19 protein-coding genes are annotated in these 16,140 nt (G+C 61.5%); 2 read left to right on the forward strand and 17 right to left on the reverse strand.

The window, feature by feature from the left end; translation table 11 throughout:
• Nucleotides 1-9: 9 nt before the first annotated feature.
• From fliO to fliL, 4 genes are read right to left on the reverse strand one after another with little or no spacing between them, the layout of a single operon-like run.
• A complete protein-coding gene (gene fliO, locus D3870_RS07920; RefSeq protein ID WP_119738089.1) occupies nucleotides 10-453 on the reverse strand; it encodes a flagellar biosynthetic protein FliO in 444 nt (147 codons plus the stop codon).
• Entirely contained in the window at nucleotides 450-872 is a 423-nt protein-coding gene (fliN, locus tag D3870_RS07925) for a flagellar motor switch protein FliN (protein WP_119738090.1), read from the reverse strand. Before fliN ends, fliO begins: the two co-directional genes overlap by 4 nt.
• Nucleotides 865-1,944: a flagellar motor switch protein FliM gene (gene fliM, locus D3870_RS07930; protein ID WP_119738092.1), complete on the reverse strand. Its 1,080-nt coding sequence runs from the start codon at nucleotides 1,942-1,944 to the stop codon at nucleotides 865-867. Before fliM ends, fliN begins: the two co-directional genes overlap by 8 nt.
• A gap of 5 nt (nucleotides 1,945-1,949) precedes the next feature.
• Nucleotides 1,950-2,402 (reverse strand): flagellar basal body-associated protein FliL, encoded by a 453-nt coding sequence (fliL, locus tag D3870_RS07935; RefSeq protein ID WP_242489795.1) that lies wholly within the window; start codon nucleotides 2,400-2,402, stop codon nucleotides 1,950-1,952.
• Here fliL and D3870_RS22530 point away from each other — a divergent pair.
• Entirely contained in the window at nucleotides 2,401-2,586 is a 186-nt protein-coding gene (locus D3870_RS22530) for a hypothetical protein (RefSeq protein WP_199710473.1), read from the forward strand. The two genes, fliL and D3870_RS22530, sit on opposite strands and share 2 nt — an antisense overlap.
• Nucleotides 2,587-2,774: 188 nt before the next feature.
• Here the strand turns inward: D3870_RS22530 and D3870_RS23225 are convergent, their stop codons facing one another.
• The 6 genes from D3870_RS23225 to fliF form a co-directional block, all read right to left on the reverse strand.
• Nucleotides 2,775-3,713 (reverse strand): flagellar hook-length control protein FliK, encoded by a 939-nt coding sequence (locus D3870_RS23225; protein WP_422879643.1) that lies wholly within the window; start codon nucleotides 3,711-3,713, stop codon nucleotides 2,775-2,777.
• Nucleotides 3,714-4,267: 554 nt separating this feature from the next.
• Nucleotides 4,268-4,708 carry a flagellar export protein FliJ gene (gene fliJ, locus D3870_RS07945; protein ID WP_119738096.1) on the reverse strand — a complete coding sequence of 147 codons (441 nt, stop codon included), beginning with the start codon at nucleotides 4,706-4,708 and terminating at the stop codon, nucleotides 4,268-4,270.
• A 34-nt stretch (nucleotides 4,709-4,742) separates the two neighbouring features.
• A complete protein-coding gene (gene fliI, locus D3870_RS07950) occupies nucleotides 4,743-6,146 on the reverse strand; it encodes a flagellar protein export ATPase FliI (protein WP_119738098.1) in 1,404 nt (467 codons plus the stop codon).
• Nucleotides 6,143-6,841, reverse strand: a complete 699-nt coding sequence (gene fliH / locus D3870_RS07955; RefSeq protein WP_119738100.1) for a flagellar assembly protein FliH — start codon at nucleotides 6,839-6,841, stop codon at nucleotides 6,143-6,145. The genes fliI and fliH overlap by 4 nt, the downstream gene beginning before the upstream one ends.
• Nucleotides 6,834-7,829, reverse strand: a complete 996-nt coding sequence (gene fliG / locus D3870_RS07960) for a flagellar motor switch protein FliG (protein WP_119738102.1) — start codon at nucleotides 7,827-7,829, stop codon at nucleotides 6,834-6,836. Before fliG ends, fliH begins: the two co-directional genes overlap by 8 nt.
• Nucleotides 7,826-9,487 carry a flagellar basal-body MS-ring/collar protein FliF gene (gene fliF, locus D3870_RS07965; protein WP_119741829.1) on the reverse strand — a complete coding sequence of 554 codons (1,662 nt, stop codon included), beginning with the start codon at nucleotides 9,485-9,487 and terminating at the stop codon, nucleotides 7,826-7,828. The genes fliG and fliF overlap by 4 nt, the downstream gene beginning before the upstream one ends.
• Nucleotides 9,488-9,800: 313 nt before the next feature.
• Between fliF and fliE the strand changes: the two genes are divergently transcribed.
• Nucleotides 9,801-10,139, forward strand: a complete 339-nt coding sequence (gene fliE / locus D3870_RS07970; protein WP_119741831.1) for a flagellar hook-basal body complex protein FliE — start codon at nucleotides 9,801-9,803, stop codon at nucleotides 10,137-10,139.
• 76 nt (nucleotides 10,140-10,215) lie between these two features.
• Here the strand turns inward: fliE and D3870_RS07975 are convergent, their stop codons facing one another.
• The 7 genes from D3870_RS07975 to D3870_RS08005 form a co-directional block, all read right to left on the reverse strand.
• On the reverse strand, nucleotides 10,216-10,977 hold the full coding sequence (locus D3870_RS07975; protein WP_119738103.1) for a flagellar brake protein: 762 nt from the start codon (nucleotides 10,975-10,977) through the stop codon (nucleotides 10,216-10,218).
• 45 nt (nucleotides 10,978-11,022) lie between these two features.
• Nucleotides 11,023-11,310, reverse strand: a complete 288-nt coding sequence (locus tag D3870_RS07980; protein ID WP_119738105.1) for an EscU/YscU/HrcU family type III secretion system export apparatus switch protein — start codon at nucleotides 11,308-11,310, stop codon at nucleotides 11,023-11,025.
• Between the two features lie 45 nt (nucleotides 11,311-11,355).
• The gene (fliK, locus tag D3870_RS07985) at nucleotides 11,356-12,726 is read right to left on the reverse strand and encodes a flagellar hook-length control protein FliK (RefSeq protein WP_119738107.1); all 1,371 of its coding nucleotides are present in this window, start codon (nucleotides 12,724-12,726) and stop codon (nucleotides 11,356-11,358) included.
• 9 nt (nucleotides 12,727-12,735) lie between these two features.
• Nucleotides 12,736-13,065 (reverse strand): flagellar protein FliT, encoded by a 330-nt coding sequence (locus D3870_RS07990; RefSeq protein WP_119738109.1) that lies wholly within the window; start codon nucleotides 13,063-13,065, stop codon nucleotides 12,736-12,738.
• Between the two features lie 6 nt (nucleotides 13,066-13,071).
• A complete protein-coding gene (fliS, locus tag D3870_RS07995) occupies nucleotides 13,072-13,563 on the reverse strand; it encodes a flagellar export chaperone FliS (protein ID WP_119738111.1) in 492 nt (163 codons plus the stop codon).
• 32 nt (nucleotides 13,564-13,595) lie between these two features.
• Nucleotides 13,596-15,638 (reverse strand): flagellar filament capping protein FliD, encoded by a 2,043-nt coding sequence (fliD, locus tag D3870_RS08000; RefSeq protein ID WP_119738113.1) that lies wholly within the window; start codon nucleotides 15,636-15,638, stop codon nucleotides 13,596-13,598.
• 94 nt (nucleotides 15,639-15,732) lie between these two features.
• Nucleotides 15,733-16,101, reverse strand: a complete 369-nt coding sequence (locus tag D3870_RS08005; protein WP_119738115.1) for a flagellar protein FlaG — start codon at nucleotides 16,099-16,101, stop codon at nucleotides 15,733-15,735.
• Nucleotides 16,102-16,140: the final 39 nt, after the last annotated feature.

The following is a 16,140-nucleotide window of genomic DNA, read 5'->3' on the forward strand; positions in this document are numbered from 1 at the left end:
ATCGAATCCTTACCGCCCATTGCGCTTTTCAATCGTTTGCTTCAGCCAGGCTGAAAAATTCTGCGGGCCGGCGTCGGCCGTCGTCGGCATGGCGGCGACTTCGCGGCGGGGCATGGTGGAAAGTGCATTGACGCGGCCCGGGGCCACGCCGACCACGATCCATTGGTCCGCGACCTCGACCACCAGGATGCGTTCGCGATTGCCGACATTGACGCCGCCGACGACCTTGACCGTGCTGGCGGGCATGTTCTTCATGAGGCCGAGGCGGCGCACCGTCCAGGCTGCGGCTGCCATCAGACCCAGCACGACGACCAGACCCAGCAAGACTTGAAACAGGCCGCTGGCGGTGGCGGGAGACGCCGTCTCGGCGCGCGCGGCAACTGCGGCAGACAGCAACAGCGGCACCAGCGTGAATCGCAAAGCAGACGAAAGGGAGGGCAAGACGCGCATCATCGGTTGAGCTTCCTGATCCGTTCCGACGGGCTGATGATGTCGGTCAGGCGAATACCGAACTTGTCGTTGACCACCACCACCTCGCCCTGCGCGATCAGGCAGCCGTTGACCAGCACGTCCATCGGTTCGCCCGCCAGGCCGTCGAGTTCGACCACCGAGCCTTGCGCCAGTTGCAGCAGGCTCTTGATCGCGATCTTCGTGCGTCCGAGTTCGACGGTCAGCTGCACGGGGATATCGAGAATGAACTCGATATCGTTGTGGGTGCCGCTCTTGACACTGGAAGATGAAAAATCCTGAAACGGTGCGGCGGCGGCCGGCTGCTTCTCGGGTGCTGCAGCACTTTCAGTCTTGGCCTGTTCGGCGAGGGCGGCGCCCCAATCGTCTTCTGCCGCGGTTTGCGGGTCCAAGTCGTCACTCATCGTCTTCTCCTGGCTGTGTTTGGTTTTCCTGCGGTGAGTTGGGGTCGTCCAGCGATCCGGCTTCCCGCAGCTTGCGCAGTGATTCGTATCCACGCAGCGAGTCGTTGACGCTGTAGATCAACTGTTCGATGCGCAATGCGTATTGCCCGTTCATCTGTCCGTAGGAGCATTCGAGGACCGGCACACCATCCACCGTTGCCGATACCGGGTTCGGCACGGTGATCGGTATCACGTCGCCAGCCTTCATCGCCAGGATGTCCTCGAACTTCAATTTGGCATAGCCGAGGTTGGCGACGAGCTCGACTTCGGCGGTCTTGATCTGCTGCTTGAGCAGGCGGATCCAGCGCTTGTCCATCTCCAGCGTTTCGCCCTGCAGGCTGCTGGTCAGGATGTCGCGGATCGGCTCGATGGTCGAGTAGGGGATGCAGAAGTGCATTTCGCCGCTGACCTGGCCGAGTTCGATGGTGAAGGTGGTTGTCACCACGACTTCGTTTGGCGTCGCGATGTTGGCGAACTGCGTGTTCATTTCCGAACGGATGTATTCGAACTGGATCGGGTAGGCCGGCTCCCACGACTTGGCGTAGGTTTCGAACACGATATTCAGAATGCGCTGGATGATGCGCTGCTCGGTCAGCGTGAAGTCGCGGCCCTCGACCCGGGTGTGGAACCGGCCGTCGCCACCGAACATGTTGTCGACCAGCAGGAACACGAGGTTCGGGTCGAATACCATCAGCGATGTGCCGCGCAAGGGCTTCATGTGGACCAGGTTCAGGTTGGTCGGCACCACCAGGTTGCGGATGAATTCGCTGTACTTGGACACGCGCACCGGGCCGATCGATACTTCGGCGGTGCGATGCAGGAAATTGAACAGGCTGATGCGGAACAGGCGCGCAAAACGCTCGTTGATGATTTCGAGCGTCGGCATCCGGCCGCGCACGATGCGCTCTTGCGTCGCAAGGTTGTACGGGCGAATGCCGGACGGATCTTCCTGGACCTGCAGATCGTCCTGGTCGCCGGTCACGCCCTTCAAGAGGGCATCGACTTCTTCCTGTGAGAGAAAATTCTCTGCCATGGCTGTTACTGAACGACGAACGAGGTGAAGAACACGTCGGTGACTTCCGGCTTCGCTCCCTGCGGCGAGAAAGGCTGCTTCGCTTGCTCGATGATGTCGGCGGCGAGTTTTTTCTTGCCGTCAATGGTGAGAATCTCCGAAGCCTTCTTGCTGGACAGCAGGAGCAGCAGGCGATTGCGCACCTGCGGCATGTTCAGTTTGATCAGGTCGGCGGTCGCCTGGTCCGCCACCTGCATGGTCATGCCGATCTGCAGGAATTGCGCCATGTCTTCCGTCTGCAGGTTGACGGTGAACGTTTCCATCGTCATGAACACCGGCGGCTTGTTGTCCACCGCGCGCGGCGCAGTGGAGGGCGATCCGGGTGCATTGTTCTGGTTCGCGCCGAGGAAGAACCACGCGCCGCCGGCAGCAGCGAGCGTCAGCAGGATTGCGCCCACTACGATCAGGATCATTTTCATGGAGTTCGCCGGTTGGGCAGCAGACGCATCCGCCGCAGGAACCGCTTTCAGATTTTTGTTTGCTGCTTTGGGTGCGGTTGCCATGATTGTCCTCGGGTTGTTCTCGTATACGGCTGTATTGCATGAGCTTCCAGCCATTATGAAAAAAAAGCCTCGCTCGGGATGCGCCGAAAAGAAGGGATAAGACAGTGCATATCCGCGCATCCTGAGGCCGCGCTGCACGCCGCATGCGTTGTCTCGATGCGGAGCGTTCGTGCGCGTAGTCGGCGCGTATTCAATTATTACCGAAAGGCAATATTACGGATAGGGGAAAAGGCGTCGGACCAGAGGGAAAGGCCGAACGTGCAACAGAAAAATGGAAGACGAGTGCGGTCAGGCGAACGTATCGACCAGCCCTTGTCCGCCCTTGATGGTCTGGCCGCGGACGACACGTGCCGGTGTGTCGGTGTCGTCGTTCGTTTGCGCGGAATGACGCGACGACGGCTGCTGCTGCGAACCGAATGCCTGCTGCTGGTGGTCCGGCATGCCTGCGCTGACGCTGGCCTGGCCGAGCTGGATGCCGGCGTCGCCCAGCATTTCGCGCAGCTTCGGCATGGCTGATTCAAGCGCTTGCCGTACTTCCGGCTGCGCGGCGGTGAAGCTGGCGGTGGCCTGGTTGTTGGAGACGTTCAGCACGACTTGCAAGGGGCCGAGGTCGGGCGGATTGAGCGTCAGCGATGCGCTTTGCTGTGCGCCTGCAACCATCCAGACGACCTTTTGCCCCAAGGCCTGATCCCAGCCTGGTGTGCCGACGCGCGGCGCGAGGGTTTCCGGCAGTTGGCCGCTCGCGGCTTGCACCTGATCGAGCGCTGCGGGGGATTGTGCGACGAGGGATTGCGCGGTGCCATTGACGGCTGCAGCCACGGCTTGCAGGTCCGGTGTCGTCGTCCTGGGGATGTGAAATTCCGGTGCGTTCTGTGCTGCCTGTGACGTCTGAGCCGACGGCGTCATTTCCACAAGGCCCGCTTGCGTCTGTCCTGCGTTCATTTCCGGCGCGGCCTTGGCCTCCTTGCCTTGCGCAAGTGCTGCGTCGAATCCCGCTTGCGTCTGTGCCGCAGCTCTTGCCGAGGCATCCGGTCGCTGTTGCTTGCCGGAGGATTTCAGCTCCGTCACGGCGGCTGGATTCGTTTTGGCTGATTTCGTGCCGAGCGCGCGCGGCGCATTGGCAAGGGCGGCGGCAAGCTGTTTGGCATCGGCCGGTGCGGTATCGATCACCGCTCCCTGCGCGGCCACGGCAGCCTGTGCAGCCTGCGCGTCGGCGGAAACGGGCATCTCATCGGCGGCCTGAATGACGGTCGTTGCTGCAGCCGCAGCGGCAGCGGCAGCCGCAGTCGCAGCCGCAGCGGCATCGTCGGATGCCGGTGTTTGCGTGCTTGTCTCGGCCGCAGCGGCGCGTGGCTGATTCAGGTTGGCAACCAGGGCGAGCAGTTCCTCGGATGCGGCTGCCAATGCGGCCTCCTCGGTTTCCTCTGCGTCGTCGGTGGCAGGCTTGGTCTTGCCTTGTGCTGCCACAGCGGCGTCCTCGCTTGCTGCGGTAGCGCCGGATTCGGCGACGGCGGCGGTGTCCGTGTCGGCGGAATCGGCTTTGTCCGACTTTGCTGCGGGCCGGGCAGATTGCGGCGTGGCCGCGGCGGGGCGGCTTTCGCGGGTGGCCGGCATGGCTGCTTCGTTGACCGCGCCGCGATCGGCGACTTCACGCGACAGGAGCTCGCTGAACGGCAGGCCGGACGCATCGCCGGATTGCTTCGCACTGGAAGCGGTGGCGGAATTGACGTTGGCCGGGTTCGAGATTGCTGCTGTTTTCATGATGTGTGCCGCTTTTACGGTTAGCGTTTATAGAGCAATTGCCGGGCGGCGAACTCGTCCGTCTGCTTCTGATCCCGCCGGGATTCCTTCAACTGTTGCACCTTGAGCGTGCGCTCGGCGAGGATGTCGTAGGACATGCGCTTGCGCTCGCAGCCTTGCCATGCCGTGCGCTCGTTGCCCACGCGGCGAGTTGCGTCCTGCACCACGCGCTGCTGCCCCTTGATCGCTTCATCGAGCTTGTCCAGGAACTGTTGAAAGTTGCGATAGCCGGAGGCGCTGACACCCGCCGACAGCTTGACCTGAAAGCGCAATACGTAGTCTTCACGATACTGCATGAGCATCGCCAGCTTCTGCTCCGCATCTTCGGTGGCGCGGACTGCCCGCCCGAGCCGCTTTGCGGCTTCGTCGGTCGCTTGCGTCGCCAATTCAATCAGCGTATCGAGGGCAGAGGAGGTGGCCATGGTGACGATTCTAGTGTCGCGCTCGCCAGGTCAATCACTCGAATAGCGAGGAAAGTTGCCCCAAGCTCTCGGTCAAACCCGCTTGTTCGGAGATATCTTGTTGCAGGAACGACTCGATCTTTGTGTATTTGGCAATTGCTTCGTCCAATACCGGATCGGATCCGGCGCTGTACGCGCCGACGCTGATCAGGTCGCGGCTGCGCTGATAGCTGGCAGTGAGCTTCTTCAGGTGACGCGACAGTTTCTGGTGTTCCGCTGTGGTGATGCTGTGCATGGCGCGGCTGATCGATTGCTCGATGTCGATTGCGGGGTAATGTCCCGCTTCCGCCAGTTGGCGGTTCAGCACGATATGGCCGTCGAGAATCGCGCGCGCGGCATCCGCGATCGGATCCTGCTGGTCGTCGCCTTCGGTCAGCACGGTGTAAAACGCGGTGATCGAACCACCGCCTTCCTTGCCGTTGCCGGCGCGCTCGACCAATGCAGGCAGCTTGGCGAAGACCGAAGGCGGGTAGCCCTTGGTCGCCGGCGGCTCGCCGATCGCCAAGGCGATTTCGCGTTGCGCCATCGCGTAGCGTGTCAGCGAATCCATGATCAACAGCACGTTCTTGCCCTCGTCGCGGAAGTGCTCGGCGATCGCGGTGGCGTACGCCGTGCCCTGCAGGCGCATCAGCGGCGAGGTGTCGGCGGGAGCTGCGACCACGACCGAGCGGGCCAGTCCTTCGGGGCCGAGAATCTGTTCGATGAATTCCTTGACTTCGCGGCCCCGTTCGCCGATCAGCCCGACCACGATGACGTCGGCGCTGGTGTAGCGCGCCATCATGCCGAGCAGCACGCTCTTGCCGACGCCGGAGCCGGCGAACAAGCCCATGCGCTGGCCGCGCCCGACCGTCAGCATGCTGTTGATGGCGCGCACCCCGACGTCGAGGATGTCCACGATCGGCGCGCGCGACAACGGGTTGGCTGCGCGCACGTTCAGCGGAGCGGAATGCGCTACATGCAGCGGGCCGAGATTGTCGAGCGGACGCCCGGCGGCATCGAGCACGCGTCCCAGCAGTTCGTCGCCGACCGGCAAGTGGCGGGCGCGGTCGCTCGGGCGGCGGCGCGGATGACTGACCGCGCCCGGGCGGGGCAGGGTTTGCGCAATTTCCATCGGGAACACCCGCGTGCCGGGCAGGACGCCCTCGACATCGCCTTGGGGCATCAAAAAGAGCCTGTCGTCGTTGAATCCGACGACTTCCGCTTCGATCTTTGCGCCATTTGACAGCGGGATGGTGCAGCCGCTGCCGACCGCAAGCTTCAGGCCGACGGCCTCCATGACGAGTCCGGTCACGCGCGTGATACGCCCAGACACCTGCATCGGCTCGGCAATTGCGAGCAGGGCGCTGCAATCGTGCAGATAGGTTTGCCAGCGGCTGCTGTGCGGCGTCGACGAATTCATGGCGCGAGCCAGTCCGATTCCTTGCCGAGTGCGGCGGCGATACGCTGCCAACGGGTTGTCATGGTCGCATCGATCTGGTTGCTGGACGTTTCGACACGGCAGCCGCCGCGCGCCATGTGCGCGTCGTCAACGATGCGCCACGCGGCTTTCTCCAACTCGTCGCCCATCAGTTCCCTGACCAGTCTTGCATCGTCCGGATGCAGGAACAGCAGTGCGGGCTGCTGCACCGACGGCAGGTAGCGGATGGCGTCGCCGACGATCGGGATGACCAGTTCGGGGCGCACGTTCAATGCGTTCTTCAGCATCGCCTTGGCAAGGTCCAGCGCCAGATCGAGCACGTCGTGCGCGATTCGTTCGCTGGCGTGCGCGATCTCGTTGCCGAAAGTCGCGGCGACTTCTTGCAGCTGCTGCCGTTCTGCCTCGGCCTGGGCACGGCCTTGCGCCAATCCTTCGGCATGTCCCTGCTCGATGCCCGCGGCGCGACCTTGCTCGAAGCCCTCGGCACGGCCCTGCTCGATGCCTGCAGCGCGTCCTTCTTCGAGTCCGGTGGCATAGGCGGCGAGGCGGGTTGCGCGGTTTCCCTGTTCCAGCCGGGCGGTCACTTCCTCCGGCGTCGGCGGAGGCGGTTCGTCGAACGATGCCAGCTCCCAGCGCTGGTACGCCGACAGTTGTTCTTTCGGAATGACATTAGACATAGACGTCCTCGCCCTTTGGACCGATCGCTACCTGGCCCTCGTCCGCCATGCGGCGGACGATCTGCAGGATTTCCTTCTGTTTCTCCTCGACTTCGGACAGGCGTACCGGTCCTTTCGATTCGAGGTCTTCCTTCATCATTTCGGCGGCGCGCTGCGACATGTTCTTGAAGACCTTCGCGCGCAAGGCTTCGCTGGCGCCCTTGAGCGCAATGATGAGCGATTCGGATTGCACCTCGCGCAGAATGCTCTGGACGCCGCGATCGTCGATATCGAGGATGTTTTCGAACACGAACATCTCGTCCATGATCGCCTGCGCCATTTCGGGATCGTGGCCCTTGAGCGTGTCCATCGCCGATGACTCGTTCTCGCCGCTGAAGAAATTGAGGATTTCGGCGGCCGTGCGGATGCCGCCCATCGGCTTCTTCTTCAGGTTCTCGTTGCCGGTCAACAGCTTGGTCAAGACGTCGTTCAGCTCGCGCAGGGCCGCCGGCTGCACGCCGTCGAGCGTGGCGATGCGCAGCACGACATCGTTGCGCAGTCGCTCGGTGAAATGATCGAGCACCTCGCAGGCGTGGTAGCGCTCGAGGTGAACCAGGATCGTGGCGATGATCTGCGGGTGCTCGTTGCGGATGAGTTCCGACACCGACTGCGCATCCATCCACTTCAGGCTTTCGATGCCGCGCGCTTCGCGTGCACCGAGGATGCGGTTGAGCAGCGACGTCGCCTTGTCGTCGCCCAGCGCCTTGGTCAGCACGTTGCGGATATAGTCGTCGGAGTCGATCCCGAACGACGTGTTGGTCTTGGTGCGCAGACGGAACTCATGCAGCACGCTGTCCAGCTCGTCCGCCGTCACCGCCTTCATCGCCGACATCGCCGAGCCCAGCTTCTGCACCTCGCGCGGGCCGAGAAACTTCATCACTTCGACCGCTTCATCCTCGCCCAGCGCGAGCATCAGGACCGCTGCCTTGTGAATTCCGAGATCGCTCATTCGGCTATCCATTCCTTGATCACGTTGGCCACCACTTTCGGATTCTCCTTGGCCAGTTTCTTGGCTGCTTCCAGACGCTTCGCATAGGTCATCATCTGCGGCTTGGTAGGATCGTCATCGTCATCGTCTTCCAGCAGCAATGCATCCTCGCCTTCACCCAGTTCCTTGACGATCGGGTTGCCGTTTTCGTCAAGCTCCGGCGCTTCGAGCAGTTCGGGATCCTTTTCCTCATCCTTTTTCTCATCCTTGTAGATGAGCGGCTTGAGAACCTTGAAGTAGAGGAGCAGCACCACCAGCGCCAGCAGCAGATAGCGGCCGACTTCCTTCGCGAGGCTGTGCATTTCCGGCTGCTTCCAGAGAGGCACTTCCGGCAGTTCTTCCTTTTCCATGCCGGCAAACGGGCTGTTGACCACGTTCAGGCTGTCGCCGCGGTCCTTGTTGAAACCCATCGCTTCCTTGACCAGATCGGTGATCTCGGTCTTTTCCGCGTCGGTCAGGGGGCGAGTGGTGACCTTGCCGTCCTTGCCGGTGACGCGCTTGTAGTTGACCACGACCGCGACTGTCAGGCGCTTGATGCCGCCCATCGGCTGCTGCACGTAGCGGATCGTCTTGTCGACTTCGTAGTTAACGGTGGAGTCGCGCTGCGAGCTGCCGGCGGCTCCCGTGCCGGGCGGATTCATGGCCGTGCCGGCCGCGCCTTGCGGATTGACAACCGGAGCGGTAGAGGGAGCGGGCGGTTGGTTGGTGAGCGCGCCCGGGACGCCGGCGTTGTTGTTGCCGCCATTCTGCGCTTCGCTGTTGTGCTGGCTGCGGACCGTGGCCGAGTTCGGCGTCTGGTTCGGCTTGTACATTTCCGCCGCCTGCTCGCTGGTGGAGAAGTCGACGTCGGCGGTCGCCTCGGCGCGCACGTTGTTCTGGCCGACGATCGGTGTGATGATCGATTCGACGCGGCGGACGATGCTTTGCTGCAGCTCCTGCACATACTTGAGCTGGGTCGGATCGAGGCCGTTCGAGGCCGGCGTCTTGCCGTTCTCCGACAGCAGGTTGCCGCTTTGATCGACCACGGTCACATTCTTGATCGGCAGATCGGGCACGCTGCTGGCGACGAGGTGGACGATTGCGCTGACCTGTTGCGCGTCCAGCATGCGGCCGGGATGCAGATTCAGCAGCACCGAAACGGTCGGCTTCTGCTGATCGCGCACGAAGACGGAGGATTTGGGCAGGGCGAGATGCACGCGGGCGGTTTGCACCGCTGCGACCGACTGGATCGAACGCGCCAGTTCGCCTTCCAGTGCGCGCTGGAAGTTCACTTGTTCGTGAAACTGCGAGACGCCCAGTTTCTGGTTTTCCATCAGCTCGAAGCCGACGCTTCCGCCCTTGGGCAAGCCTTGCGACGCGAGCTTCAGGCGCACGTCGTGTACCTTGTCATCCGGGACGAGGATCGCGCCGCCGCCTTCGGCGTACTTGTACGGCACGTTCATCTGTTGCAGCGCGGCGACGATCGCGCCGCCGTCGCGATCGGAGAAGTTGGAAAACAGGACGCGGTATTCGGGCTTCTGACCCCACATCCAGACGCCGGCGATCAGCGCGGCGATTGCGGCGACGGCTCCCATCAGGAGCGCGTTGCGGCCGCCCGGCGTCTGCGGCGCGAAACGCATCAGACCGGTCGCGGGCGGGCTTGGTTGCTCTTCCACGGCTGCCGTCACGATGCGTCTCCGGATATGCGACTGTTCTGCATGATTGTGTTGATCACTTGCGGTCCGTTCGGGGAAAAATGTTACTTGTTGTTACTTGTTGCCTCAGTATGCATTGTCGGACCCATGCGGGAATTCAATCGGAGGAAAAGAGCGTACTTTCGACTGCTTATCAGCCCGTCCAATCGAACTGCCGGTGATAAGGTGTCGTTGTAGAAAGGCGAAATGGCGCCTGCGGTGTCATCCGGGGATGATCCCGGAGAGCAAGGAGAACTGCATGAAATCAGGAATCGATACGAGCCGCATAGAGTCGATGCTGGCTCACTTGAAGGCTGCCGCAGCCAATGCGAAGGGCGGCGTCAATCCGGTTCAAACCGAGAAAACGGTCGAGAAGGCGGATTTCTCCGTCGCTCTGAAAACCATGCTCGACCAGGTCAACGGCGCGCAGCACAAGTCAAAGGTGATCGGCGAGCGTTTTGCACTCGGCGACGACAGCGTGAATCTGTCGGAGGTGATGATTGCATCGCAAAAGGCAAGCATCGCATTTCAGGCCACGGTACAGGTGCGCAACAAGCTGGTGTCGGCGTATCAGGACATCATGAACATGCAGGTGTGACTGCATGTCAGGCTTGCAGCTGCACTTCGTTTTTTACTCTCTTCGGGGTTGCGATCGTCAGCTGTTGATCTGTTGATCAGCCCATTCCCGTCGCGCGGGCGTTCTGCTCGCGCTCCAGTTTCGTGATGTAGCGCTGAATCGCCGCGACGGCAGCATTGGTCGGCTCGATGAACATGAAGCCCAGACGCTGGATCTGCTTGCCGTTGCTCAGGGCAATCTCGCGTGAATTCATCAATTGCATTGCGACAGTGACCTCCCCGCCGGGCAACTCAAGCCGCGCATTCTCGTAAATGGTGCCGATTGCGACCGGTACCTGTTTTTTCTCGTCGACCAGGGAAATCCCGCCGCCGCTGACATTGTAGAGCGGCAGCATCACCGAGGCGGGATTGTTTCCGCTATCGTCGGGAATCGCGATGGTGCATCGCACCGGCGTGGTAACCGGCGTCATAACGCGGTAATGCTCGCGTCTTTGCAAGCGGATCACGCTTTGCGGAATGGCGATGCACAAGGCCGGTCGTCCGTCATGTTCGCACTCCGCGATCTGCGAGGCGGAAAATTGGATGCGGATGTTTTCCAGCATGGTTTCGAAGCGGACATTCGCGCTTTCCAGCAGGCGCTGGTTGGTTGCCGCACTGGATGCGCAGTCGATGATGACGATCCCTTCCGCGTCGTCCACCTCCAGGATGGCGGTCACTGCTGAATCGGCACCCTTGTTTGCCTCCATCCGAACGAACTGATTGCGCCGCCCGACGTGGCGCAGCAGGTTGACGATTTCCCTGCGGGAAGTAACCTGGTAGCGGTTCAGGTCAAGTGTGTCGTCGTCGGCATTCAAAGTCATTGGAGTCTTCAGGAAAAACAGGATATGCGGTACCCGCCAATGGCCCTATGATACCTTGTCGTTTGCCGGCCCTCCAGCCTCAATGTGGTGTATCCACGCCAATAATTCGGCCACCGCGCGGTACAGCGCCGGCGGGATGCGGTCATCCAGCTCAACCTGCATCAGCAGCGCGACCAGTTCCTTCGATTCATGCACGAAAACCCCGTGCTCTTTCGCGCGCGCGATGATCTCATCGGCGATCATGCCGCGACCCTTGGCGACGACCTTCGGCGCGGCATCGCCGCTCTGGTAGGCGAGGGCGATCGCGTTTTTCGATGAGGGCAGGGAGTTCATGGTCGCGATTGCCGCGTTCTGCGATGCCGGAGTCGGCGTGGAGCGTCAGGCCGCTTCATCTTGCTTTACCGTCAGTAAATCCAGCGGCGAGCCTGCGGCATCCAGTGCCGATACGAGGTCGTCGCCATGCGCGCGCAGCAGTGCCGCCGTGGCCTCGCTGGCGGCCCGAACCTGTACTTGCACCCGTTCGCCGGTCAGGCGGATCGTGGCCGACACGGTGCCGAGCACCGGCAATTCGACGCGCAGCACGCTTTGCCATGTGCTTTGTGCAGCGCCGGCAGACTGGCTGTCCGGCGCATCCTCGGTTACTTCCCATTCCATCGGCTGGCCGGGCCACACTTCGCCGCGCCACATCACGCGCTGATGCTCCAGCGTGTCGAGCTGAAGGCTGACCATCCGTGCCGATTCATTGATCGCCGTTTCCCGCCGCGTGTCGGGAAGGAGCGCAGCCGAGGCGTCGGTGCCGGCTGCAGTTGGAGGTGGCGGGGCGTCCGGCGAATCCGCATTTGCCAGTGCGGCCGATGCCGGCGGGATGTCCGCATGCGCGTCATCGACCAGGGCTCCCGTCGAGGCAGCCGCTGCCGTCGCAACGGCGTTCGGGGCATGGCCGTTCTGGGCCGGTGCATCGGCTTCGTGCGCGTTCAATGCGCCATGCGTTGATGCAGGCGTTTCGGACGGATTGGCGGCATGCATGACATGTGTCTGCAACAGTGTGCCATCGGCATCCTGCGGGATGGCCGGGTTGTGCGCTGCGATGAGGGCATGATGTGCAATTGCGTCGGCTGCATCCACTTGCGCCGGGGCCGTGGCGGCTGCAGCGGTTTGCAGCGCGGCGGCGACAAGCTGCGGATTGCTGCCTTTGGCCTGCGGTTCTCGCATCAGATCGGTAAGAGAACGCGAACCGCTGGCCCATTGACTTACGTGTGATTCGTAAAACAGACCGCTGAATGCCAGCGTATCCTTGAGCGCCGTGGCAACCTGCGTGGCGCTGGCCGCAGCCGAGGGAACAAGGGCGGCTTTGCCGACCAGGGTGGTTGGTGCGCCTTGTTCCTGCGCGGTCCGCAGCAAGTTATCGATCAGGCGTCCGGTGTTGCTGAACTTCGCGTCGGATTCGGCGGCCGGCGCATTCATCAAAAAGGTCGGTCGCGGCTGATTGGCGACGAGTGTGAGATCCAGCTTGTCGCCGACCTGCGTACCTGCCGGCAGATTCATCCGTACGGCGACATCGGCAATCTTTACCGTGAACGAGCCATCCGTCAGGTGCGATAACACTTCCGCCTTGAAGAACTTGCCGAGCGAAAGCTGGCTGAAGCGGTCGAACGATTCTTGCCGCGCATCGGCAATCGACGCGATGCGCTGCGTTGCTTCAGTCGCGGCAACGGGCCTGATTGCATTGTTGTCGGCCCGAGTGAGCATCGGTCACTCCTACTGGTTCTTGCCGTAGGTCCGGGACAGCTTGCGCTGGGTGCCGGTGTTGTTGATCAGCGCCGACAACTCGTTCATCCACGGCTCCGTGAGACTGCGTATTTCGCGGTCGTCGGCAAGTATTTTCTGGATGATCCGGGCCTTGCGTTCGCGGCTGACCGGGGGTAGCGGTGCTGTCGCTTCGCCTTCCTTGAGTGTTGCCACGTGACTGGCGCAGCGCGTCTCCAGTTCGGCGAGTCTTTCCCAGTTGCCTTCGCGCGCGGCGGTGACCATCTGGTCGGTGATCACGGCAACCGTTTCATACAGGGTGATGACTTCTTCGCTATTCATGATTCGTCACGCCTTCACTAAACGGGGCATGCTTGGCGCGAGCGGATCGTATGCCTGTGTCGGCATCGGCATCTCGGTCAGGGTTTCGGGCGGCAACGCGCCAGCTGCGGGGTCGATCGCCTCCCATGCCCCTTTCAGCTCATTCAGCAGGCGTTGGACTTCTTCGATGATTGTCGTGTCATTGTGCAGGTTGGCCATCAGCAGGCGGCCGCTCATGTACTCGTACAGGGCATCGAGATTCTGGGCGATTTCGCCGCCAACATTCTTGTCGAGGCTGGCGCGCAAACCGCTGTCGATGATCGTGATCGCCTTGGAAATGGCTTGCCCCTTGGCGGTGATGGCGTTTCCGGCCTTCATGTGCTGCAGGGCCGAAGCCAGCGCCGCGAGTGCGCCATCGAACAGCATGACGATCAGCTTGTGCGGACTGGCGGCAACCACTCCGGTTTCGATGCCGACCTTGGCGTAAGCGTTTGCGCCGCTGCGCGCGGATCCAAACATTGGCGTTTCCTTTGCTATGTTCCGGGCCCTGTTCAGGACTGGGAAAGATTGCTGATCTGTTCCAGTTGCTGTGTCAGGTATGAACTGGTGGAGTTCAACTTGCTGATCATCACATCCAGCGCGGTGAACTGCTTGCGATATCGTGCCTCGATCTCGGTCAGCCGGGCATCGAGTTTTTCCCGTTCCTTGCTGACGTTGGTGATGCCGTCCTGAAGACTCTTCGTGCGCCCGGAAATCATGCCGTCTTTACTGTTGACGAATTCGTCGAGCAGGTTGGTGAGGTGGAAGGCATAACCTTGCGAAAAATTCACCGTGCCGCGCGATCCGGTGGCGCCACCGGTGATCTGCAGTTTCAATCCGGCCGCCGTGGAACCCGCCGCCCCGGTCAGGAACTGGCCCGACCCGCCCGCAGCAATGCCACCGATGGTGCCGGCGACATCCACGCCATCGGTCGCGGCAGGCGATGCGCCTACCAGCACGCTGGCGGCATTGCCGCTCAGACTGACCTTTGAAGTGGAGCCAAAGGTGTTCGACGTCAGACTGAGCTTGCCGCTGGCGTCGATCGTTGCACTGACTGCAATACCCTTGGACGAGAATGCCGAGATGCCGTTGATGGCCGACTGCAGCTGTGCTGCAAGTTGTGCCGGCGTGTAAGTGCCTTCGACCAGCGACACCGAGGATGTGACGCCGTTTACCGTGACTGTCATGTCCTTGTTGCCGGCGTTGATCGCGGTAGAACCGCCGATCACGAGCGAACCGATCAACTTGCCCTGGGTTGCCAACTGGCTGACGACAACCTCGTTGGTGCCTGGCGATGTGGCGGAAGTAGAGCTGACATAGCTGACCAGGCTGTCCGTGGTCTTGCCGATGGAGGAGAACAACGCCGTGACGTCGTCCATGTTCTTGCTCATCGCGGTGGACAGCTTTGTCGCGTCGAGCGACATCACACCTTTCTGGTCGATCGAAATGCCGGCCTGGGACAGCGTTGTCAGGCTGCCGCTCGATCCGGTGAGCGGGGAGGACATCATCTTGCGCAATTGTGCCTCAATGTTGCGCACCGACGAATCGCCGATCAACGGACCGGACAGCGTCCTATCTTCGTTGTAGGCGGTCAGTTTCTTGATCGTCGAGTTGACGTCGTTGTACGCCTTGACGAACGCAGTCACGCTCGACTGCACCGCCGAGGTGTTGCGCGCGATGGAGAGGCTTGAGGAGCCGACCTTGGCAGCCGTCAAGGTCACACCTTCGATTGCGCCGTTGATGATGTTGCTCTGGCTGGTCACGGCAATGCCGTTGACGGTGAGTACCGCGCTTTGTCCCGCGGCACTCTGCGTCATGTTCTGCGTGCCGGCGGGATCGTAGGCCAGCAGGTCCGACAGCGCCGTCTCCGAACCAGCCACGGAGATTTTCATGTTCGACGTCGCGCCGGTTTCGTTCGACTTGATCACGAGATGATGCGGTGTCGCGCTGCCGTCGGAAACGATGGTCGCGGTCACACCCAGGTTGGCCTTGTTGATCGCGTCGCGAATGCCTTGCAGTGAATTGTTCGTGCTGTCGATCGTGACCGTGCCGCTGGTCTTGTTCGGGTCCTGGGTGAATGCCGGATCCGGCGGCGTGGCAGTCGGATCGTTGACATATTGTCCATTTTGCAGCTTGCCGCCGGTGACGGTGCCGAACTGGAATGTCAGCGTCGTGGTAGAGCCGCCGCCGATGGTCGCCGTGGTGCTTGCCTGTCCGGCGGATGCGATCGTCTGTGCTTGCGCCAGTTGCGTGATGTTGACGTTGTAGCTGCCGGCGGTTGCCTTTGCCGTCGCCGTTGCGGTAAAGATCGACGCATCGGACGGCGTTGCATTCACCGACTGGAAGGTGGATTGGGTGTTCAGGCTGCTCAAGGCAGTCTGGAATGCGCCGAGTGCGCTGGAGAGATTGCCGAATGCGGAGAGTTTTGCCTGATAGCTCGCTTCCTTGCGCGTGAGCGCAAGGGATGGCGCGCTGGCTTCGGCTTGCATCAACTTCGTGATGATGCTGTTGATATCCAAATTGGAACCGATGCCGGGGGATGAAATACCAGCCATCTTGCCTCTCCTAAGAAAACATGTTCAATGTATCTTAATAACGGCGGGGCCAATCCGAACTTTAGACGGTGATTTACCCGCCTTTTTTAAAAAGTCATGCCTTTTGTTTAACAAGCAAACCTTGCAGGCGATCCAGCGCCTTGGCGACTTCCAAGGCTTCCTCTGTCGGCATTTGCCGGATCACTTCCTTCGTCTGCTGATCGACGACTTTCACGATTGTGCGATGCGCGTCCGAATCGACCGAGAATTCCAGGCCGCTCTTCAGTGCATCGTTGATCTGCTTTACCGCGTCGTGCACCTGATTCATGTCCGGCACTTTGCCCGGTTGCTGCACCGCATTGACGGTCTGTACCGGCGAAGCCGCTTCACGGGCCGCAATGGATGGCACGTCGGCCGTGAAATTGCCTGTATCCGAAACACGCTGTCCCGATGGGTTGTTGCTACCGACTGGTCGAATTTCCATGATCGTTCCTTTTGTGAAAATACCCCGGCTGGAAAACTC

Source organism: Noviherbaspirillum cavernae, assembly GCF_003590875.1.
Taxonomy (GTDB): domain Bacteria; phylum Pseudomonadota; class Gammaproteobacteria; order Burkholderiales; family Burkholderiaceae_D; genus Noviherbaspirillum; species Noviherbaspirillum cavernae.